Here is an 18,062-nt window from a genome sequence, read left to right as displayed (position 1 = left end):
CTTTTGAAACACAAACTGTTGCCTTATGGCAACGGAAGATGTGATCGTAAGTATGCGCGCACTGGGTAGAACACGCGCACTGCCTTGTCAGTACCCGGTGATGATGCTAACGTCCTCTTACAAATTCTGGGCCTGAGCCGCCCCCTATCAGCATGACAAGACATCTGTTGCCTGCGGCCAGCCCATCGGCCGCTCGCCCGCTTCTGCCATCGAATGGCTGGCGCCTTTCCATCCTTGGTGCGGCGGCAGCCGTGGCCCTGGGCATCGCCAGCCCCGATGCCAGCGCCTTCGCGCTGGGTCAGCTGAAGGTGCAATCGGCCCTGGGCGAACCGTTGCGCGCCGAGATCGACGTGACCGAAATCGCCGCCAACGAGGCGGACGGTCTGAAAATCAACATCGCCACGGCCGAAGCCTTCAAGAACGCGGGCGTTCCGTACAACGCGGCACTGAGCGACGTCAAGGCGACGCTGCAGCGGCGCGCCGGCGGCCAGTACGTGGTGCGCCTGAGCGGCAACCGCCCGTTGAACGATCCGTTCATCGACCTGCTGCTCGAAGCCAACGGTGCCTCGGGCCGGATCGTGCGGGACTACACCGTGCTGCTCGATCCGCCGGCCACGCGCCAGCCAGCGACCAGCGCGCCGGCCACGTCCATCGCACCCCAGATCGCCACGCCGACGGAACGCGCTGCCCCGGCAGCCCGTGCGCGCCGCGAACGCGCCCCTGTGGCGGCGCCATCGGCAGCACCCGCGGCGCCGGCACCGGCCGCCGCAGCGCCCGCGCCCGTCACTGCAGCCGCCCCTGCTCGCAGCAGTGGCGGCGAACAGGTCACGGTGCAGCGCGGCGACACCGCCAGCAAGATCGCGGCCGCGCACAAGCCCGCCGACGTGTCCCTGGACCAGATGCTGGTGGCGCTGCTGCTCGCCAATCCGGATGCGTTCTCGGGCGGCAACATCAACCGCATGCGCGCCGGCGCCGTGCTCGATCTGCCGAGCGGCGCCGAGGCGGCCGCCATCCTGCCGGACGAGGCTCGCCGCACAGTCACGGCACAGAGCCGCGACTTCGGCGCCTATCGCCAGCGACTGGCCGACAACGCGCCGACCTCGAATGTGGCCGCCGCGAGCCGCAAGGCCTCGGGCAAGCTGCAGGCCAACGTCGAAGACCGCAATGCCGCGGCCAGCACGCCCGACAAGCTCACGATCTCGCAAGGCAATGCGGCCACCCGCGCCGCCGACGAAAAGGTCGCCCAGAGCCGCCAGGCGCAGGACAGCAGCAACCGCGTCGCTGAACTGTCGAAGAACATCAGCGAGCTGAACAAGCTCAAGGCCGCAACGGGCACCGGTTCGTCGGCACCTGCTGCCGCCGCACCGGCACCGGCGAAGCCGGGCATCCCGGTTCCGACACCGGCCACCAGTGCGACGATCGCGCCTCCGGTCGCAGCAAGCCCGACCCCTGTTGCCGCGCCGGCGCCAGTCCCCGCTCCTGTCGCCGCGGCCGCACCTGCAGCTCCCGCAGCAGCAACAGCCGCACCAAGCCCTGCCGCACCCACGCCCGAGGCGACGGCTGCCGCCCCCGCTCCTGCCCCGGCGGCAGAGGCGGCCACTGCCGCACCGGCAGCAGCCGCAACCGATGCAGCCGCTGCCCCCGCAACCCCGGCTGCGAGCGCCGCCGTGGCTGCCACGGCGCCCAAGCCGGCCGTGAAGAAGTCGGCACCGCCTCCCCCGCCGGAGCCCACCTTCCTCGAAGAGCTGCTGGACAACCCGCTGATGCTGGCCGGCGCGGCGCTGATCGCGCTGCTGATCGGCTTCCTGCTGTACCGCGTGCTGGGCCGCCGGCGCGAGGAAATGAGCGAGAGCGTGTTCCTCGAAAGCCGCATCCCGAAGGACTCGTTCTTCGGCGCCAGCGGCGGCGAGTCGGTCGACACGAAGCATCGCGGCGACTCCACCGTCTCGTCGCTGTCGTACTCGCCGAGCCAGCTCGACGCGGGCGATGTCGATCCCGTGGCCGAAGCCGACGTCTACCTGGCCTATGGCCGCGACCTGCAGGCCGAGGAAATCCTGCGCGAAGCGCTGCGCCTGAATCCGGACCGCACCGCCATCCACCTCAAGCTGCTCGAAATCCACGCCAAGCGCCGCGACGTGCGTGCCTACGAAGGCCTCGCCACCGAAGTGCACAAGCTGACGGGCGGCCTCGGCTCCGACTGGAACCGTGTGGTCGACATGGGCAAGGATCTCGATCCGGGCAACCCGCTGTACGAATCGGGCGCTCCCCGCAGCGGCGGCGCCAGCGCGGCCGAGACGGCCGCCTTCGCGGGCGCTCTCGCCGCGGCCGCCAAGCCGGCAGCACCCGCTCCCGTTGCGCCGCCGGTTGCCGTTGCACCGCCCGCCTTCGTGCCTTCTGTGGCACCGCTGGACTTCGACCTCGACCTGACCACGCCGCCGGCCCCCGCCCCCGCACCGGCCCAGCAACATGCACCGGTCAGCGCCAGCCTGCCGAAGTCGATCTACGCGTCCGCCCCGACGACCGCGCGCCCCCCAGCACCCCTGTCGAACGGCCACGCTGCAACGCCTGTCGATCTCGAAAACGATTTCGACACCGCCCCCGGCGCGCTGACGGCCGACACGCTCCCGGGTTCGCTGAGCGATGCAGACAACACCCGCCCCGCCATGCTGCGCAATGCGCTGCCGGCCGACTCGGGCTTCATCGAGTTCGACATGAGCGCGCTGGCGGGCCTGCCGGCCGCCCGACCGGTCGAAACCGCCAAGCCCGCAGCCGCCACGCACGATGACGATGAAGGCGACGACAGCCCGCACGCCGTCAAACTGTCGTTGGCTCGCGAACTGCAAGCGATCGGCGACGTCGAAGGCGCCCGTTCGCTGGTCGAGGAAGTCGAAGCCGAAAGCGCTGGCGATCTCAAGTCGCAAGCCCGTCAGCTGCTCGCGGAACTGCGCTGAGCGGTTGTTGTTGTTCCGTCCCCTGAATTCGTGAGGCTGGCGCTCGGCATCCGGTACAACGGCCAGGCGTACGAGGGCTGGCAAAGCCAGCGCTCGGGCCGCACGGTGCAGGACAAGCTCGAAGCGGCCCTCGCGAAGTTCGCCGCGCAGCCATCCGGCAAGATCGGCACGCTGTGCGCCGGCCGCACCGATGCCGGCGTACACGCGCTGATGCAGGTGGTGCACTTCGACACCGATGTCGAGCGCGAACCCTTCTCCTGGATGCGCGGCACCAACCGCTTCCTGCCTGACGACATCGCGGTGCAATGGGCGCACCCTGTGCCCGACGAATTCCATTGCCGCGCGAGCGCGCTGGCACGCCGCTACCTCTACGTGCTCTCGCAGTCGCCGGTGCGGCCCAGCCTGGATTCAGGCCGGGTCGGCTGGTCGATGCATGCGCTCGACGGCGATGCGATGCGCAAAGCCGCCGCCGTGCTCATCGGCACGCATGACTTCAGTTCGTTCCGCGCCTCGGCCTGCCAGGCCAGGTCGCCCGTGAAGAACCTGCGCCGCATCCGAATCACGCGGGTCGGCGAAGGCGAACGCTGCCGCTGGCATTTCGAGTTCGAGGCCGACGCGTTCCTGCACCACATGATCCGCAACCTGATGGGCTGCCTCGTGCGCATCGGCCGCGGCGACGAACGGCCCGAATGGATCGCCGAGGTGCTCGAGGCGCGCAGCCGCAAGGTGGCGGCGCCCACCTTCTCCGCGGACGGCCTGTACTTCCTGGGCCCGTTGTACGACGCCAAGTGGGGTCTGCCGGCCGAAGCGACGCTGCAGGCCGGCGGGGCTCCGTATGATGGCCCGCCATGACCGCTCTTTCCCGCACCCGCATCAAGATCTGCGGCCTCACGCGTGAGGCCGACGTGGTTGCCGCGGTCGAAGCGGGCGCCGATGCCATCGGCTTCGTGCTCTACGCGAAAAGCCCTCGCGCCGTCACGCTCGATCGCGCCGCCGAACTGGCTTCGCGCCTGCCGCCCTTCATCACGCCCGTGCTGTTGTTCGTGAATGAGGATGCTCCCAAAGTCATAGCATCACTCGCCCATGTGAAGGGCGCTATCGCGCAATTCCATGGCGAAGAGACGCCCGGGCAGTGCGAAGAAGCCAGCGGCCCCGGCCGCTTCCGCTACATGCGCGCCGCCCGCATTCCGATGGGGGCTGCCGGCGCGGCCTTCGACCTCGTAAAATACGCGTCCGATTACTCCCACGCCCAGGCCATCCTGCTCGACGCCCATGTCGAAGGTTATGGCGGTGGCGGCAAGGCATTCGATTGGTCACTTCTTCCACCCGCCGTCGACGCTCACCTCGTCTTGAGTGGTGGGCTCACACCTGCAAACGTGAGCGATGGCATTCGCATCCTGCGGACGCGCTGCAAGACGCTGTCCGTTGATGTGAGCTCGGGCGTCGAAATCGACGGTCCCGGGAACAAGGGCCTCAAGGACGCCGGAAAGATCCGGCAATTCGTCGCAGCCGTCAGGGCGGCCGACGCATCCTTCTCCAGTTAGCCGCCGCAGCCGATCGTTTGTCGGGCTGCGGCCCACCGATCGGAAATCATGCAAAGCAACTACCAGCAACCCGATGCCACCGGCCATTTCGGCAACTACGGCGGCACTTTCGCGAGCGAAACGCTCACGCACGCAATCAACGAACTGCGCGACGCGTACGCCAGGTTCAAGGACGATCCGGCGTTCCTTGCCGAATTCCACTACGAGCTGAAGCACTTCGTCGGCCGTCCCTCGCCGATCTACCACGCCGCGCGCACCAGCCGCGAGATGGGCGGCGCGCAGATCTACCTGAAGCGCGAAGACCTGAATCACACCGGCGCGCACAAGATCAACAACGTGATCGGGCAGGCGATGCTCGCGCGCCGCATGGGCAAGCCCCGCGTGATCGCCGAAACCGGCGCCGGCCAGCACGGCGTGGCCACCGCCACCATCTGCGCGCGCTACGGCCTCGAATGCGTGGTCTACATGGGCAGCCAGGACGTGAAGCGCCAGAGCCCGAACGTCTACCGCATGAACCTGCTCGGCGCGACCGTCGTGCCCGTCGAGTCGGGCAGCAAGACGCTGAAGGACGCGCTCAACGAGGCGATGCGCGACTGGGTCACGAACGTCGAAAACACCTTCTACATCATCGGCACCGTGGCCGGCCCGCACCCCTACCCGACCATGGTGCGCGACTTCCAAAGCGTGATCGGCACCGAGTGCATCGCGCAGATGCCGGCCATGCTCGCGGCCGACGGCATCACCGGCGAGGCCGAGGGTAGGCAGCCCGACGTGGTGGTCGCCTGCGTGGGCGGCGGCAGCAATGCGATGGGCATCTTCCATCCGTACATTCCGTTCGCCAGCACGCGCCTGATCGGCGTCGAAGCCGCGGGCGAAGGGCTGGACAGCGGCAAGCACTCGGCCTCGATCCTGCGCGGCAGCCCGGGCGTGCTGCACGGCAACCGCACCTACCTGCTGCAGAACGAGGACGGTCAGATCACCGAGACCCACAGCATCAGTGCGGGCCTCGACTACCCGGGCGTGGGCCCCGAGCACGCGTACCTGGCCGACATCGGCCGGGCCGAATACGTCGGCATCACCGACACCGAGGCGCTCGAAGCCTTCCATTATTTGTGCCGAACGGAGGGCATCATTCCAGCGCTCGAATCCAGCCATGCCGTGGCCCACGCGATGAAGCTCGCGAAGACCATGCGCCCCGACCAGTCGATCCTGGTGAACCTCTCGGGCCGCGGCGACAAGGACATCGGCACCGTGGCCGACCTGTCGGGCGTCGACTTCTATGACCGCCCCTCGATGCGCGGTCTGAGCGTGAAGGGAGGCAAGTGATGAGCCGCATTGCAACCACCTTCGATGCGCTGAAAAAAGACGGCCGCCGCGCCCTCATTCCCTACGTCACCGCCGGTTTCCCGTTCGCGGACATCACGCCCGAGCTGATGCACGGCATGGTCGAGGCCGGCGCCGACGTGATCGAGCTGGGCGTGCCTTTCTCCGACCCCATGGCCGATGGCCCCGTGATCCAGAAGGCCGGCGAGGCCGCGCTGGCATTGGGCATCGGCATGAAGCAGGTGCTGGCCATCGTCGCCGCCTTCCGCCAGAAGGACGCGACCACGCCCGTGGTGCTGATGGGCTATGCCAACCCCGTCGAGCGCTACGACCTCGTACACGGCAAGAAGGCCTTCATCCACGATGCGGCCGCGGCCGGCGTCGATGGCCTGCTGGTGGTCGACTACCCGCCCGAGGAATGCGAAGCCTTCGCTGCGGACCTGAAGGCAGCCGGCATCGACCTGATCTTCCTGCTCGCGCCTACAAGCACCGACGAGCGCATGGCGCAGGTCGCGCGCATCGCCAGCGGCTACGTCTACTACGTGTCGCTCAAGGGCGTGACCGGCGCGGGCCACCTCGACACCGAGGCGGTCGGGCAGATGATTCCGCGCATCCGCCAGCACGTGAGCATCCCGGTCGGCGTGGGCTTCGGCATTCGCGATGCGCGCACCGCGCAGGCGGTCGGCTCGGCCGCCGATGCGGTCGTGATCGGTACGAAGATCATCCAGTTGATCGAAGACCAGCCGCGCGAGAAGGTCGTGCCGGCGGTGCGCGAATTCCTGGCCGGCATCCGCGAGGCGCTCGACGCGCTGCCGGCGGCTATCCCGAAGAATGCGGCTGGCCGATAATCACTGCTGCCCCTCACCCCCAGCCCCTCTTCCGCATGCGGGAGAGGGGAGCTAATTCGGAGTCCTATGAGCTGGCTTGAAAAACTGCTACCCGCCAAGATCGCACAAACCGACCCATCGGAGCGCCGCCAGGTGCCCGAGGGCCTGTGGATCAAGTGCCCCGCCTGCGAGACCGTTCTCTACAAGACCGACCTCGAGCACAACCAGAACGTCTGCCCGAGCTGCAGCCATCACCACCGCATCGGCGCCCGTGCGCGACTCGACGCCTTCCTCGATGCCGAAGGCCGCTACGAGGTGGGACAGGAAGTGCTGCCTGTCGACGCGCTCAAGTTCAAGGACAGCCGCAAATACCCCGAGCGGCTCAAGGAGGCGCTGGAGAACACCGGCGAGACCGACGCGCTGGTCGTCATGGGCGGCTCGGTGCACAGCATCAGCGTGGTCGTCGCCTGCTTCGAGTTCGAGTTCATGGGCGGCTCCATGGGCAGCGTGGTCGGCGAACGCTTCGTGCGCGGCGTCGAAACCGCCATCGAGCAGAAGGTGCCCTTCATCTGCTTCACCGCCACCGGCGGCGCACGCATGCAGGAAGGCCTGCTCTCGCTGATGCAGATGGCCAAGACCAACGCCGCGCTCACGCGCCTCGCGAAGAAGGGCCTGCCCTATATCAGCGTGCTGACCGACCCCACCATGGGCGGCGTGTCAGCCGGCTTCGCCTTCGTGGGCGACGTGGTCATTGCGGAGCCCAAGGCGCTGATCGGCTTTGCCGGCCCGCGCGTGATCGAATCGACCGTGCGCGTGACGCTGCCCGAAGGCTTCCAGCGTGCCGAGTTCCTGCAGACCAAGGGCGCCATCGACTTCATCAGCGACCGGCGCGAGTTGCGCAAGACGATCGCCAGCTCGCTGGCCATGCTGCTGCGCCAGCCGGCCGACGCGGTCAGCTGAACGATCACAGCAAGCCAATGCAAGAGAGCCCGGGTGCGATGCACCCGGGCTCTTTTTCTTTTGCTTGTGAGGTTCAGAACGTCAGTTGATAGGCGAACACCAGCAGGTTGCTCAACACGATCGCGACCACCTGTAGCACCACGATGGCCGCCAGCGGCGACAGGTCGATGCCGCCGATCAGCGGAATGAAGCGCCTGAAGGGCCGAACCATTGGCTCGGCCAGACGCGAGATCAGGTCGAGCAACATCGGCGATGCGCCCGGGATCCACGACAGCACCGCATAGACCACCAGCAGCGCCGTCAGGCCCGAGACCGCCAGCTGCATCAGCCCCACCAGCGACACCAACGGCAAGGTTGCGATCCGTCCGAGGTTGCCTGCAAGCAGCCACAGCAGCAGGAACTTCAGCAACACCAGCAGCCAGGCCGCGATCAGGCTGGCAAGATCCCAACGCTTCACCGACGGCACAATGCGCCGCAGCGGCAGCACGATCCAATCGGTGATGGCAAACACGAAGCGCCCGAGCGGGTTGCCGAACGGCACCCGGTGGTACTGCATGTAGAGGCGCAGCAGGCAGGCGCCGCCGAGCAGGCCGACGATCACGTCGAGGAGGAATGAGGGAATCTGATAGAGCATGGGGCGCAGCCGTGAGCGGAATGCGATGATAGCCACGCAAGGCTCTCTTCGATGACGACACTACCCCTTTTGCATTCACTGCCATTGTTCCCGCTCGGTACGGTCCTGTTTCCGGGCGGCCTTCTTCCGCTGCGCATCTTCGAGGTCCGCTATCTCGACATGATCGGTAAATGCCGAAAGGCCGACGCGCCCTTCGGCGTGGTGAGCCTCACCAGCGGCAGCGAAGTGCGCAAGGCCGGCGCCGATGCAGAGAGCTTCGCCGCCATCGGCACGCTGGCCATGATCCGCGAGTTCGAATCGCCGCAAAGCGGGCTGTTGCAGATCGAATGCGTGGGCACCCAGCGCTTCCGGGTGCGCGGCACCGAGTTGCAGAAGCACGGCCTGTGGGTGGCCGAAGTCGAGGCCGTGGCCGACGACGTCGCGCTCGAAATTCCCGACGACCTGAAGCACACCGCCACGGCGCTGCAACGCCTGATCGACACGCTCGAGGAGCGGCGCCGCGCACAGGGCGAATCTGTACGCTTGCCCATCGACATGCCCTACCTGCTCGATGATTGCGGCTGGGTGGCCAACCGCTGGTGCGAACTGGTGCCGATGCAGCTCGAACTGAAGCAGCGCCTGATGGAGCTCGACAGCCCGCTGATGCGCCTCGAACTGGTCAGCGATCTGCTCGCGCGTACGGGCATTGCTCAATAGATTGCTATATTTTTCGTAGCGCATTGCACAGGATCGACGGGCATTGGACAGCGGCTTCGCCTGAATCCGATCGGCTAAAATGCCGGGCTCGCGCACGCTCCCGTTGCGCCTCACCCGCTCCCCATGTCCGATCACCTGACCCCTCCCATTCCCACGCCCGCTGCAGCGCCCGCCTCCGCGCCAGCCGTCGACGACAACCAGCTCATCGCCGAACGCCGCGAGAAGCTCAAGCTGCTGCGCACAGCGCAGACCGAGGGCAAGGGTGTTGCATTCCCGAATGACTTCAAGCCGGGCCATCGCGCCGCGGCGCTCGTCGAGGCACATGGCGCCACCGAGGCCGAAGCCCTCGAAGCGCAAGCCGTTTCCGTGAGCGTGGCCGGCCGCATGATGCTCAAGCGCGTGATGGGCAAGGCCAGCTTCGCGACGCTGCAGGATGCCACGAGCCGCATCCAGCTCTATGTGACGCGCGACGCGGTCGGCGAAGAGGTCTACGCCGATTTCAAGCGCTGGGACCTCGGCGACATCGTGGGCGCCGAAGGCACGCTGATGAAGACCAAGACCGGCGAGCTGTCGGTCAAGGTCACGAAGCTGCGCCTACTCACGAAGAGCCTGCGCCCGCTGCCCGACAAGTTCCATGGCATGGCCGACCAGGAGCAGAAGTACCGCCAGCGTTATGTCGACCTGATCACCGACGAAGCCGCACGCGTGCGCTTCACCGCGCGCAGCAAGGCAGTGAGCGCGTTGCGCGAATTCATGGTGGCCAACGACTTCCTCGAAGTCGAGACGCCCATGCTCCACCCGATTCCGGGCGGCGCCAACGCCAAGCCCTTCAAGACGCACCACAACGCGCTTGACCAGGAGATGTTCCTGCGCATCGCGCCCGAGCTCTACCTGAAGCGCCTGATCGTCGGCGGCTTCGAGCGCGTGTTCGAAATCAACCGGAGCTACCGCAACGAGGGCATCTCGGTGCGGCACAACCCCGAGTTCACGATGATGGAGTTCTACGCGGCCTACTGGAACTACCGCGACCTGATGGACTTCACCGAGACGCTGATCCGCACCATCGCCGACAAGGCCGTGGGCGCGCAGCGGCTCACCTACCAGGGCAAGCCCGTCGACCTGACCGAGCCCTTCGAGCGCCTGACGATCCGCGAAGCGATCCTCAAGCACACCGAAGCCGGGGACGGCGTGGACGACAGCGCGTGGCTGATCAATGCATTGCGCAAGATCGGCCTCAGCGAAGAGAAGGACAAGCTCTCGCAGCGCAGCCTCGCGAGCCTGCAGGTGATGTACTTCGAGGAAACCGTCGAAGAGAAGCTCTGGCAGCCGACCTTCATCATGGAGCACCCGACCGAGATCTCGCCGCTGGCGCGCGCCAACGACGAGCGCCCCGAGGTCACCGAGCGCTTCGAGCTCTACATCACGGGCCGCGAGTTCGGCAATGGCTTCAGCGAGTTGAACGATGCGGAAGACCAGGCCGCGCGCTTCAACGCACAGGTGGCCGCCAAGGACAGCGGTGACGACGAAGCCATGTACTACGACCACGACTTCGTGCGTGCGCTCGAATACGGCATGCCGCCCACCGGCGGCTGCGGCATCGGCATCGACCGGCTGATGATGCTGCTGACGGATTCGCCGAGCATTCGCGACGTGATCCTGTTCCCGGCGCTGCGCAGGGAATCTTGAGCGTGCAGTTACCGTCGTCGCTGCCGACGATCGGCATCGACTTCGGCACCTCCAACTCCGCCGTGGCCTGCCGGGTCGACGGCGAGGCCCGCTTGCTGCCCATCGAAGGTGCGGCCACCACCCTGCCCACCGCCATCTTCTTCAACGCCGAAGACCGCACCACGCATTTCGGCCGCGACGCCATCGGCCAGTACCTCTCGGGCACCGAAGGCCGGCTGATGCGCTCGCTGAAGAGCCTGCTCGGCAGCGCGCTGATGCAGGAGAAGACCGCCATCTACGACGGCCTCGTGAGCTTCGAGGACATCATTGCGCGCTTCCTGCGCGAACTGGCCGTGCGCGCCAGCCGTGAACTCGGCCAGATGCCCGAGCGCGTGGTGATCGGGCGGCCCGTGCACTTCGTGGACGATGATCCGAAGCGCGACGAACGCGCCGAAGAGAGCCTGCGCCACGCGGCACGCGCAGCGGGGTTCCGCGAGATCGCCTTCCAGCTCGAGCCGATCGCAGCCGCGTTCGACTACGAGCAGCGCATCGCCAGGGAGTCGATCGTGCTCATCGTCGACATCGGCGGAGGCACATCCGACTTCACCGTGGTACGCGTCGGACCCGAGCGCGCGACGCGCGAGGACCGCAGCGACGACGTGCTGGCCACCAGCGGCGTGCACATCGGCGGCACCGATTTCGACCAGCGCCTGAACCTGGAGCGGGTGATGCCGCAGTTCGGCTTCCGGCACCACGGCCCGCAGGGGCGCGAAGTGCCGAGCAAGGTGTTCTTCGAACTCTCGTCCTGGCACCTGATCAACTGGCTCTACGCCGCCAAGGCGGTGCGCCAGGCGAAAGACCTGCGCACGAGCTACAGCGACACGCGGCTGCACGACCGGCTGATGACCGTGCTCGAGGAACGGCACGGGCATCGCATCGCGAGTGCAGTGGAAGCGGCCAAGATCGATGCTTCGATCACCGACGCCGAAACCGCCATCGACCTCGGTTGTGCCGAGCGCGGGCTGGTGGCCTCGCTCACGCCAGCCGACATGGCTCAACAATTGGCCGGTTCACTCGAGAACGTGATCGCCTGCGCGCACGCTTGTGTCAAGCGCGCGGGCCTGCGCAGCGGCGACCTCGACGCGATCTACCTCACCGGCGGATCTTCCGCGCTTCGGCCGTTCCAGCACGCCCTGCGCAGGAGCTTCGCGGGCGTGAACCTGGTCGAGGGCGACCTGTTCGGCGGCGTGGCTACGGGACTGGCCTGCGCAGCGCGCACGGAGCGCCGGCCATGAAATACCTGGCGGGCTATCCGGCGCCCTTGCTGGACCAGGTCCGCCAGTTGATGGCCGAGGACAAGCTGGGCACGATGCTCGGCAAGCGCTATCCCGACGGAGTGCACAGCGTACAGACCGACCGCGCGCTCTATGACTATGTGAACGAACTCAAGAGCGAGTTCATGCGCAAGGCCGAGCCGCTGTCGAAGGTGATGTTCGACAACAAGCTGCACGTGATCCGCAACGCGCTGGGGACGCACACCACGGTTTCGCGCGTGCAAGGCGGAAAGCTCAAGGCAAAGCGTGAAATCCGGGTGGCGAGCTTGTTCAAGGGCGTGCCATTGGCGTGGTTGCGGATGATCGTTGTGCACGAACTCGCACATACCAAGGAAAAGAGTCACGACAAGGCCTTCTACGCGCTATGCGCGCACATGGAGCCCGACTACCACCAGCTCGAATTCGACCTGCGGCTCTACCTGACCCACATGGACGCCGGAGGTGAATCGCTCTGGACGATGGCCTCGAAGGCGCCTTGACCACCCGTCTTTCATATTCCCTTTTCCAAGGATCGACCGCGCCCATGTCCACCCCGCCGACCGAGGCCATTTTCTCGAACATCTTCAACACCAACACGTGGGGTTCGATGGAAAGCGTGTCGGGCGCGGGCTCCGAACTCAGCAACACTGCGCAGATCTTCCGCGAGCTGCCAGCCAACCTAGAGATGGTGCCTATCACTTGCCGCCGCCGCGCAGACTGATCGTCGAAGCAACGTGACCGAGGCGATCATCTATCCCTCGCTGGAAGGCTCTCCGCGGTTTCCGCAGACCGACCGCAGTCTGGGCCTGTGGCTGCTGGACGACGTGCGCGAGACGCTGGCGCGCATCGGGCGCTGGTGACGTCCCGCGTCTTCCTCAGGCCACCGCGGCCCTGACCTGCTCGATATTGGCGACTGCCAGCCAGTGGCAGTAGCCGCCCAAGGTGCGCCGGTCGATCTCGTCGAGTGCCATGCCGGCGTACTTGCCGGCGCGGTACTGGTGCTTCGACCAATACTGATCGGTGTGCCACGCGTGGATGTGCAGCACGTCGCTGCCCAACGAGCGGCTCGCATAGGGTAGATGGTCAAGCAGCCCCAGCGAACACTGCTGAGGGTAGGTACGACGCAAGGCCAGTTCGCCCGCATACATCGTGACGACGTTCTTGCACCACCCCGGCCACGTACCCTGGAAGTGGCGAAACTCTTCGTCGAGCAGCTTGTTGCAGTAGTCGAGCTGGGACTCCACGAAATTGCAGACGAACTCGGACGGTCCGAGCACCGAAGCGCCGACGTTGTGCAGGCCGGAATGCGGAAAGCCCCAGCGCCGGCTGCACTCGGACAGCTTGCGGCGCACCTCTTCTTCATAGGCGTATGCGCCGAAGCCGAAGCACAGGCCAGTCGGCGTGAAGTTCGTGAGCGCCGGCGTGACGAAGGTGTCGCAATCGGTCTTCAGCAGGGTGTCGTACTTCCTGCACTCCTCGATCACGGCCGGCTCGCAGAGGTTGGCGACCGAATTGATGTAGCCGTAGCCGTTCCAATCGGCATTGCGTTGCGCGTAGGGCTCGCTCGGAATCACGACAATCCTTTCGTCCTGCGGCAGCGCGCCGATGACGTCCGGATGGCAGACTGCAATGATCTTTGCGCGCGAGAAGAGGTTCGAGAAGATCATGCTTTTGTAGAGCCATGAAAACTCGTCGATGATTTCCTGCTTGTTGTCGATGTAGACCAGCACTCCCATCGTCATGTCGTTTCCTTTCGTTAGCTGCTATCGGATCCGTTGTGAGCGGGTATCCATCGCTGCCATGTACACGGAGCGATAGGGCTCGACGAGGCTCACGAAATGCACGAGCAGCGTGTCCTCGCTTGCGAGCAGGGGCGGCGTGTTGATGGTCAGGTTGTCGAGTACGCTGCGTTCGTCCAGCAGCCTTTCCTGGTTCAGCACCTCGTTGGTGTAGTACTGGTCGCCCATGCTGGTGTAGACGCCCGACTTGTCGGCCACCTCGCCGATCCGCGACCAGATCTGCGCCAGCAATTCGAGGTTGCGCGGCGTGTTGCGGAACCCCATCACGCCGGAATTGAACAGCCACGCGCCGACGTCCTTGGCCAGCAGCAGATCGCGCCCCTGCAGCAAGGGATCGATTGGGCGAGTCTGGTTGAAGAAGAGGACGTCGGCATCGACCCAGATCACCCAGTCGTGGTTCGCCAGATGCTGTTGCAGCAACCAGCTCCGAACCCAGGAGCCGTTGATTCCCGGCCCGATCTCCGCGGGAATCGCCCGGTACACGTGGTACGCATAGCCATGCCTTTCGCAATAGCGGCGCACGTTGTGCTCCGACACCCTGGCATAGGTCTGCACGTGGTGGGTGTAGAGCGTCAGGAATGCGATGCGCGCGCTGGGGTTGAGGCTGCTCACCGACTCATCACCCAGTGCTGGGTACCGGGGTGGCTGCAACGCGGGCCGCCCATGCATCAAGGCGCCGTTGACTTCCCGCACCAGCAAGGCTTGCAGGTTCACATCGTGCAGGATCTCGTCGCGCCATCCACCGCCTGGCAACGGAACAGGCAATGACGCCAGATTGACCACGAAGACCCGCGCGTCATGCCACTGCGCAATGCGCCACGACACGTTGAAGTAGACATCGGCCAGCACGCCATTGCACGCCAGCAGGCCTGCCGGACGAAGCCGCACGGCCTCGTCGAGCCGGTCGGATTCCAGTGCGACGACATGGCCCGAATCCACGATCAGCTGGTGCAGCAACGCGCGATTGGCCGCCACGTTGCGCACCACCAGGGTGTTGGTCATCGCCGGGCCCGGCTGGCCATCGGTCGGCGGTCCTTCCGCCGCGAGCAGGTCGCGGCCCTGTATCAGCGTTTCGACGGCCACGGGATGAAAAACCACGGAGTCGCCATCGAGAAAGAGCAACCAGTCACCCTCGGCCAGCATGCGCAAGTGGCGAAGGATCTGGCTGTACTTGGCGCTGGCGCGCAGCGCCGGATGAATCAGCCTGTCGCTCTCCATCCATTGGTGGGCGTAGCCAAACAGGCGGCAGTAGTGCGCGTGGTTGCGCAGCACGGCCTCATCCATGCGCTGAAAAAGACTGAGGCACAGGGGCATTGCTGGCTCCGGATCGGCTGAACGGCGGCTTTCAGATGTCCGTCATTCGTCTTGCATCGCGGTACCCGCGCGAAGCGACGAGCGTCGGCCAATCGGGTGCGGCGCCCTGCGGCAGCAGCGCATGGCGACGCGCTTCGCTGTGCGCATCCGGCTGCCATCGGCCCGCGCGCGCGACTTCCTCGAAGCCTTCGAGGAAGTCGTCGAGCAACCGCCCCTCGCCCACGCTCTGGTTGCACAGCATCGCCAGATCGCACCCCGCTTCGAGCGCAGCCAGCGCCGCATCGGCATAGCTGAGCAACCGGCCGTCGATGTAGCGCCCCGCCTCCATGCTCAGGTCGTCGCTGAACACCGCCCCGTCGAACGCAAAGCGCTGCCGCAGGATCGCCTTGAGCCACTTCGACGAGAACCCCGCCGGCCGCTTGTCGACCTTCGGGTAGATCACGTGCGCCGGCATCACCGCGCCGAGCGTGCTCGACAACCACTCGTAAGGCCGCGCGTCGTCTTCAAGAATGGCCTTCAGGCCGCGTTTGTCGACCGGAATCTCCACATGCGAGTCGGCCTTGACGAACCCGTGCCCCGGGAAGTGCTTGCCGCAGTTGCGCATGCCCATCTGCAGCATGCCGTGCATCACGCTCTTGGCCAGCAGCGCGACCACGCGCGGGTCGCGATGAAAGCTGCGGTCGCCGATGACGCTGCTGCCGCCGTAGTCCAGGTCGAGCACCGGTGCGAAGCTGAAGTCGACGCCGCAGGCGCGCAGTTCGCCCGCCAGCACCTGTCCGGCGGCGGTCGCGGCCTGGGTGGCGCGCATGGCGTCGCGCATCCACAGCTCGCCCAGTGCGCGCATCGACGGCAGTCGCGTGAAGCCGTCGGTGCGAAAGCGCTGCACGCGGCCGCCCTCGTGGTCGACGCAGATCAGCAGGTCGGGACGGATCGCCTTGATCTCGGCATTGAGCGCGGTCATCTGCGCGCGATCCCGCCAGTTGCGGGCGAAATGGATCACGCCGCCGACCAGCGGATTGGCCAGGCGCCGGCGGTCGGCGTCGTTGAGTTCGGTGGCCGCCACATCGATGATCAGCGGCGCGTGGGGGCGGTCGGCAAGCCCGGCGGTCATGTTTTCTCCACCACCACGAAGCTCGCGGCGTATTCGGTTTCGTCGGTCACGGTCACGTGGGCCGTCAGGCCCTGCGCCTCGAACCAGTCTTTCAGGCCGCCATGCAGCACGATGACGGGCTTGCCGCTGCGCAGGTTCGCAATCTCGCACAGCCGCCAGCTCATGGGCGTGCGCATGCCCAGGCCGATGGCCTTGCTGAAGGCCTCCTTGGCGGAGAAGCGGGTCGCGAGGTAGCTCAGGCCGCGCTTGGGCCAACGCGCGCTGCGGGCCTGCCAGACCTTGAATTCGGCATCGCTCAGCACTTTGCGCGCAAAGCGTTCGCCCTGGCGCTCGAAGGTCGCGGCGATGCGACGCAGGTCGCAAATGTCGGTGCCAATGCCGTAGATCATGCGGCGCTAGCGTTCATTGCTGCGCCTCGCTGATGCAGCGCAGGTAGTCGCGCGTGGCGGCCGCATAGCCGAGTTCGAGGGCGTCCGCCACGAAGGCATGGCCGATCGAGACCTCCTGCACGCCGGGCACCGCACGCAGGAAGGTGGTGAGGTTGTCGCGGCTCAGGTCGTGCCCGGCGTTGACGCCCAAGCCCGCGGCCAGCGCCGCGCGCGCCGAATCGGCATAGCGCGCCAGCACGGCCTGCTCGTCGGGCGTGCCGCGTGAGGCCGCGTAGCCTTCGGTGTAGAGCTCGACGCGGTCGGCGCCCACGGCCTTGACCGCAGCCATCATCTCGGGAATCGGGTCCATGAACAGGCTGACGCGCACGCCCAGCGCCTTGGCTTCGGCGATCAGCGGGCGCAGGCGCTCGGCGTCGTCGGGGAAGGTCCAGCCGTGGTCGCTGGTCGACTGGGTTTCGCTGTCGGGCACGAAGGTGGCCTGGTGCGGCTTCAGCGCGCGCACGAAATCCATGAGATTCTGGAACGGGTTGCCTTCGACGTTGAACTCGACGGCCGGCCACTCTTTGGCGAGCAGCGCCGACAGGTCACTGACGTCGTGCGCGCGGATGTGGCGGGCATCGGGCCGCGGGTGCACGGTGATGCCATGCGCACCGGCGGCCAGGCAGGCCTCGGCGGCCTTCACCACGCTCGGGATGCCCAGGTGGCGCGTGTTGCGGACCAGGGCGACCTTGTTGAGGTTGACGGACAGCGAGGTGACAGTGCTCATAGTGCTTGCAGATCTCTCATCATTTGCCGCGTGCGCAGCGTGGACACGCCGCAATGGTAGTTGAGCAAGGCGCGCAACTGGTTGCGCAGGGCACTGTTGCTACCGGCGTTCATGGTGGCAATTTCACGCAACGTGGCGGTAAAAGGAGCCCGGTCGTCGAGAACGGCCTGCAGGGCCTGCCATTCGGCACCGGTCAGCGCGGCCTCGTCGGCGGCGGCCTGGCGCAATCCGGCTTCGGGCACGAGGCTGTAGCGCTCGCGGGCGGCGAGCGGTTCGAGCGTGAGGGTCTGCGTGTCGAGCGATGGCAGCAGGCCGACCCCGCGCAGCAGCAGCAGTTCGAAAGCGCGCAGCGCCGCGGCCTGGGTGGCCGCCTGGGCACCGGCATGGTCGCCCGCCAGCACCTGCACGACCCCGGCGTAGGCGTCGAACAGCGCTTCGTGGGCGTCGTCGCGCGCCAGCAGGCGCAGCAGCAGTTCGTTGACGTAGTAGCCCGACAGCAGCGCCTCGCCGGTCGGCATGACGTGGCCGCCCATCCACTCGGCACCCTTCAGCGTGCGGATCTCGGCGTCGCCACCATAGTTGAGCTGCAGCGGCTGCAGCGGCAGCAGCACGGGACGGAAGTTGGAACTCGGCCGCTTCGCCCCCTTGGCCACGAGCGCGATGCGCCCGTGGTGGCGGGTGAAGACCTCGAGGATCAGGCTCGACTCGCTCCAATCGTAGCGATGGAGGACGTAAGCCGGCTCATGCGAAACGCGGTGGGCAGCGGCCAC

At 66.6% G+C, this 18,062-nt stretch carries 19 protein-coding genes; 12 read left to right on the top strand and 7 right to left on the bottom strand.

What is annotated here, in order from left to right; genetic code table 11:
• Positions 1-152: 152 nt before the first annotated feature.
• From ASC92_RS02755 to accD, 6 genes are all read left to right on the top strand, one after another.
• Positions 153-2,951 (top strand): FimV/HubP family polar landmark protein, encoded by a 2,799-nt coding sequence (locus ASC92_RS02755; RefSeq protein WP_056510065.1) that lies wholly within the window; start codon positions 153-155, stop codon positions 2,949-2,951.
• Between the two features lie 30 nt (positions 2,952-2,981).
• Positions 2,982-3,803, top strand: coding sequence for a tRNA pseudouridine(38-40) synthase TruA (truA, locus tag ASC92_RS02750; protein ID WP_056510061.1), 822 nt, complete (start codon positions 2,982-2,984; stop codon positions 3,801-3,803).
• Positions 3,800-4,495, top strand: a complete 696-nt coding sequence (locus tag ASC92_RS02745; RefSeq protein ID WP_056510059.1) for a phosphoribosylanthranilate isomerase — start codon at positions 3,800-3,802, stop codon at positions 4,493-4,495. The genes truA and ASC92_RS02745 overlap by 4 nt, the downstream gene beginning before the upstream one ends.
• A gap of 48 nt (positions 4,496-4,543) precedes the next feature.
• A complete protein-coding gene (gene trpB, locus ASC92_RS02740; RefSeq protein ID WP_056510057.1) occupies positions 4,544-5,821 on the top strand; it encodes a tryptophan synthase subunit beta in 1,278 nt (425 codons plus the stop codon).
• Positions 5,821-6,666, top strand: a complete 846-nt coding sequence (gene trpA, locus ASC92_RS02735) for a tryptophan synthase subunit alpha (RefSeq protein ID WP_056510055.1) — start codon at positions 5,821-5,823, stop codon at positions 6,664-6,666. Before trpB ends, trpA begins: the two co-directional genes overlap by 1 nt.
• Before the next feature lie 66 nt (positions 6,667-6,732).
• The gene (gene accD, locus ASC92_RS02730; RefSeq protein WP_007830494.1) at positions 6,733-7,605 is read left to right on the top strand and encodes an acetyl-CoA carboxylase, carboxyltransferase subunit beta; all 873 of its coding nucleotides are present in this window, start codon (positions 6,733-6,735) and stop codon (positions 7,603-7,605) included.
• 73 nt (positions 7,606-7,678) lie between these two features.
• Here the strand turns inward: accD and ASC92_RS02725 are convergent, their stop codons facing one another.
• The gene (locus tag ASC92_RS02725) at positions 7,679-8,239 is read right to left on the bottom strand and encodes a YggT family protein (protein ID WP_056510052.1); all 561 of its coding nucleotides are present in this window, start codon (positions 8,237-8,239) and stop codon (positions 7,679-7,681) included.
• A 51-nt stretch (positions 8,240-8,290) separates the two neighbouring features.
• Between ASC92_RS02725 and ASC92_RS02720 the strand changes: the two genes are divergently transcribed.
• From ASC92_RS02720 to ASC92_RS29550, 6 genes are all read left to right on the top strand, one after another.
• Entirely contained in the window at positions 8,291-8,935 is a 645-nt protein-coding gene (locus tag ASC92_RS02720; RefSeq protein WP_056510050.1) for an LON peptidase substrate-binding domain-containing protein, read from the top strand.
• A gap of 123 nt (positions 8,936-9,058) precedes the next feature.
• Positions 9,059-10,621 carry a lysine--tRNA ligase gene (lysS, locus tag ASC92_RS02715; protein ID WP_056510048.1) on the top strand — a complete coding sequence of 521 codons (1,563 nt, stop codon included), beginning with the start codon at positions 9,059-9,061 and terminating at the stop codon, positions 10,619-10,621.
• A gap of 2 nt (positions 10,622-10,623) precedes the next feature.
• Positions 10,624-11,895 carry an Hsp70 family protein gene (locus tag ASC92_RS02710; RefSeq protein ID WP_056510046.1) on the top strand — a complete coding sequence of 424 codons (1,272 nt, stop codon included), beginning with the start codon at positions 10,624-10,626 and terminating at the stop codon, positions 11,893-11,895.
• Positions 11,892-12,413 carry a M48 family metallopeptidase gene (locus ASC92_RS02705; protein ID WP_056510044.1) on the top strand — a complete coding sequence of 174 codons (522 nt, stop codon included), beginning with the start codon at positions 11,892-11,894 and terminating at the stop codon, positions 12,411-12,413. The genes ASC92_RS02710 and ASC92_RS02705 overlap by 4 nt, the downstream gene beginning before the upstream one ends.
• A gap of 44 nt (positions 12,414-12,457) precedes the next feature.
• On the top strand, positions 12,458-12,634 hold the full coding sequence (locus ASC92_RS28475) for a hypothetical protein (RefSeq protein ID WP_157608966.1): 177 nt from the start codon (positions 12,458-12,460) through the stop codon (positions 12,632-12,634).
• A 13-nt stretch (positions 12,635-12,647) separates the two neighbouring features.
• A complete protein-coding gene (locus ASC92_RS29550) occupies positions 12,648-12,773 on the top strand; it encodes a hypothetical protein (RefSeq protein ID WP_268810459.1) in 126 nt (41 codons plus the stop codon).
• A gap of 15 nt (positions 12,774-12,788) precedes the next feature.
• Here ASC92_RS29550 and ASC92_RS02700 read toward each other — a convergent pair whose 3' ends face one another.
• From ASC92_RS02700 to recO, 6 genes are read right to left on the bottom strand one after another with little or no spacing between them, the layout of a single operon-like run.
• A complete protein-coding gene (locus tag ASC92_RS02700; protein WP_056510043.1) occupies positions 12,789-13,655 on the bottom strand; it encodes a hypothetical protein in 867 nt (288 codons plus the stop codon).
• A 21-nt stretch (positions 13,656-13,676) separates the two neighbouring features.
• Positions 13,677-15,026: a galactosyl transferase GMA12/MNN10 family protein gene (locus tag ASC92_RS02695; protein ID WP_056510041.1), complete on the bottom strand. Its 1,350-nt coding sequence runs from the start codon at positions 15,024-15,026 to the stop codon at positions 13,677-13,679.
• Positions 15,027-15,057: 31 nt separating this feature from the next.
• Positions 15,058-16,137, bottom strand: a complete 1,080-nt coding sequence (gene nagZ / locus ASC92_RS02690) for a beta-N-acetylhexosaminidase (RefSeq protein WP_056510039.1) — start codon at positions 16,135-16,137, stop codon at positions 15,058-15,060.
• Positions 16,134-16,526: a holo-ACP synthase gene (gene acpS / locus ASC92_RS02685; RefSeq protein ID WP_056510038.1), complete on the bottom strand. Its 393-nt coding sequence runs from the start codon at positions 16,524-16,526 to the stop codon at positions 16,134-16,136. The genes nagZ and acpS overlap by 4 nt, the downstream gene beginning before the upstream one ends.
• A gap of 13 nt (positions 16,527-16,539) precedes the next feature.
• Positions 16,540-17,292 carry a pyridoxine 5'-phosphate synthase gene (locus ASC92_RS02680; protein ID WP_056510037.1) on the bottom strand — a complete coding sequence of 251 codons (753 nt, stop codon included), beginning with the start codon at positions 17,290-17,292 and terminating at the stop codon, positions 16,540-16,542.
• Entirely contained in the window at positions 17,289-18,062 is a 774-nt protein-coding gene (gene recO, locus ASC92_RS02675; RefSeq protein ID WP_056510035.1) for a DNA repair protein RecO, read from the bottom strand. Before recO ends, ASC92_RS02680 begins: the two co-directional genes overlap by 4 nt.

The sequence above is a fragment of the Variovorax sp. Root411 genome, from assembly GCF_001425205.1.
In the GTDB taxonomy this organism is placed as follows: domain Bacteria; phylum Pseudomonadota; class Gammaproteobacteria; order Burkholderiales; family Burkholderiaceae_C; genus Variovorax.
The sequence above is the reverse complement of the archived record's forward strand: the minus strand, read 5'-3'. Positions and strand labels throughout refer to the sequence as shown.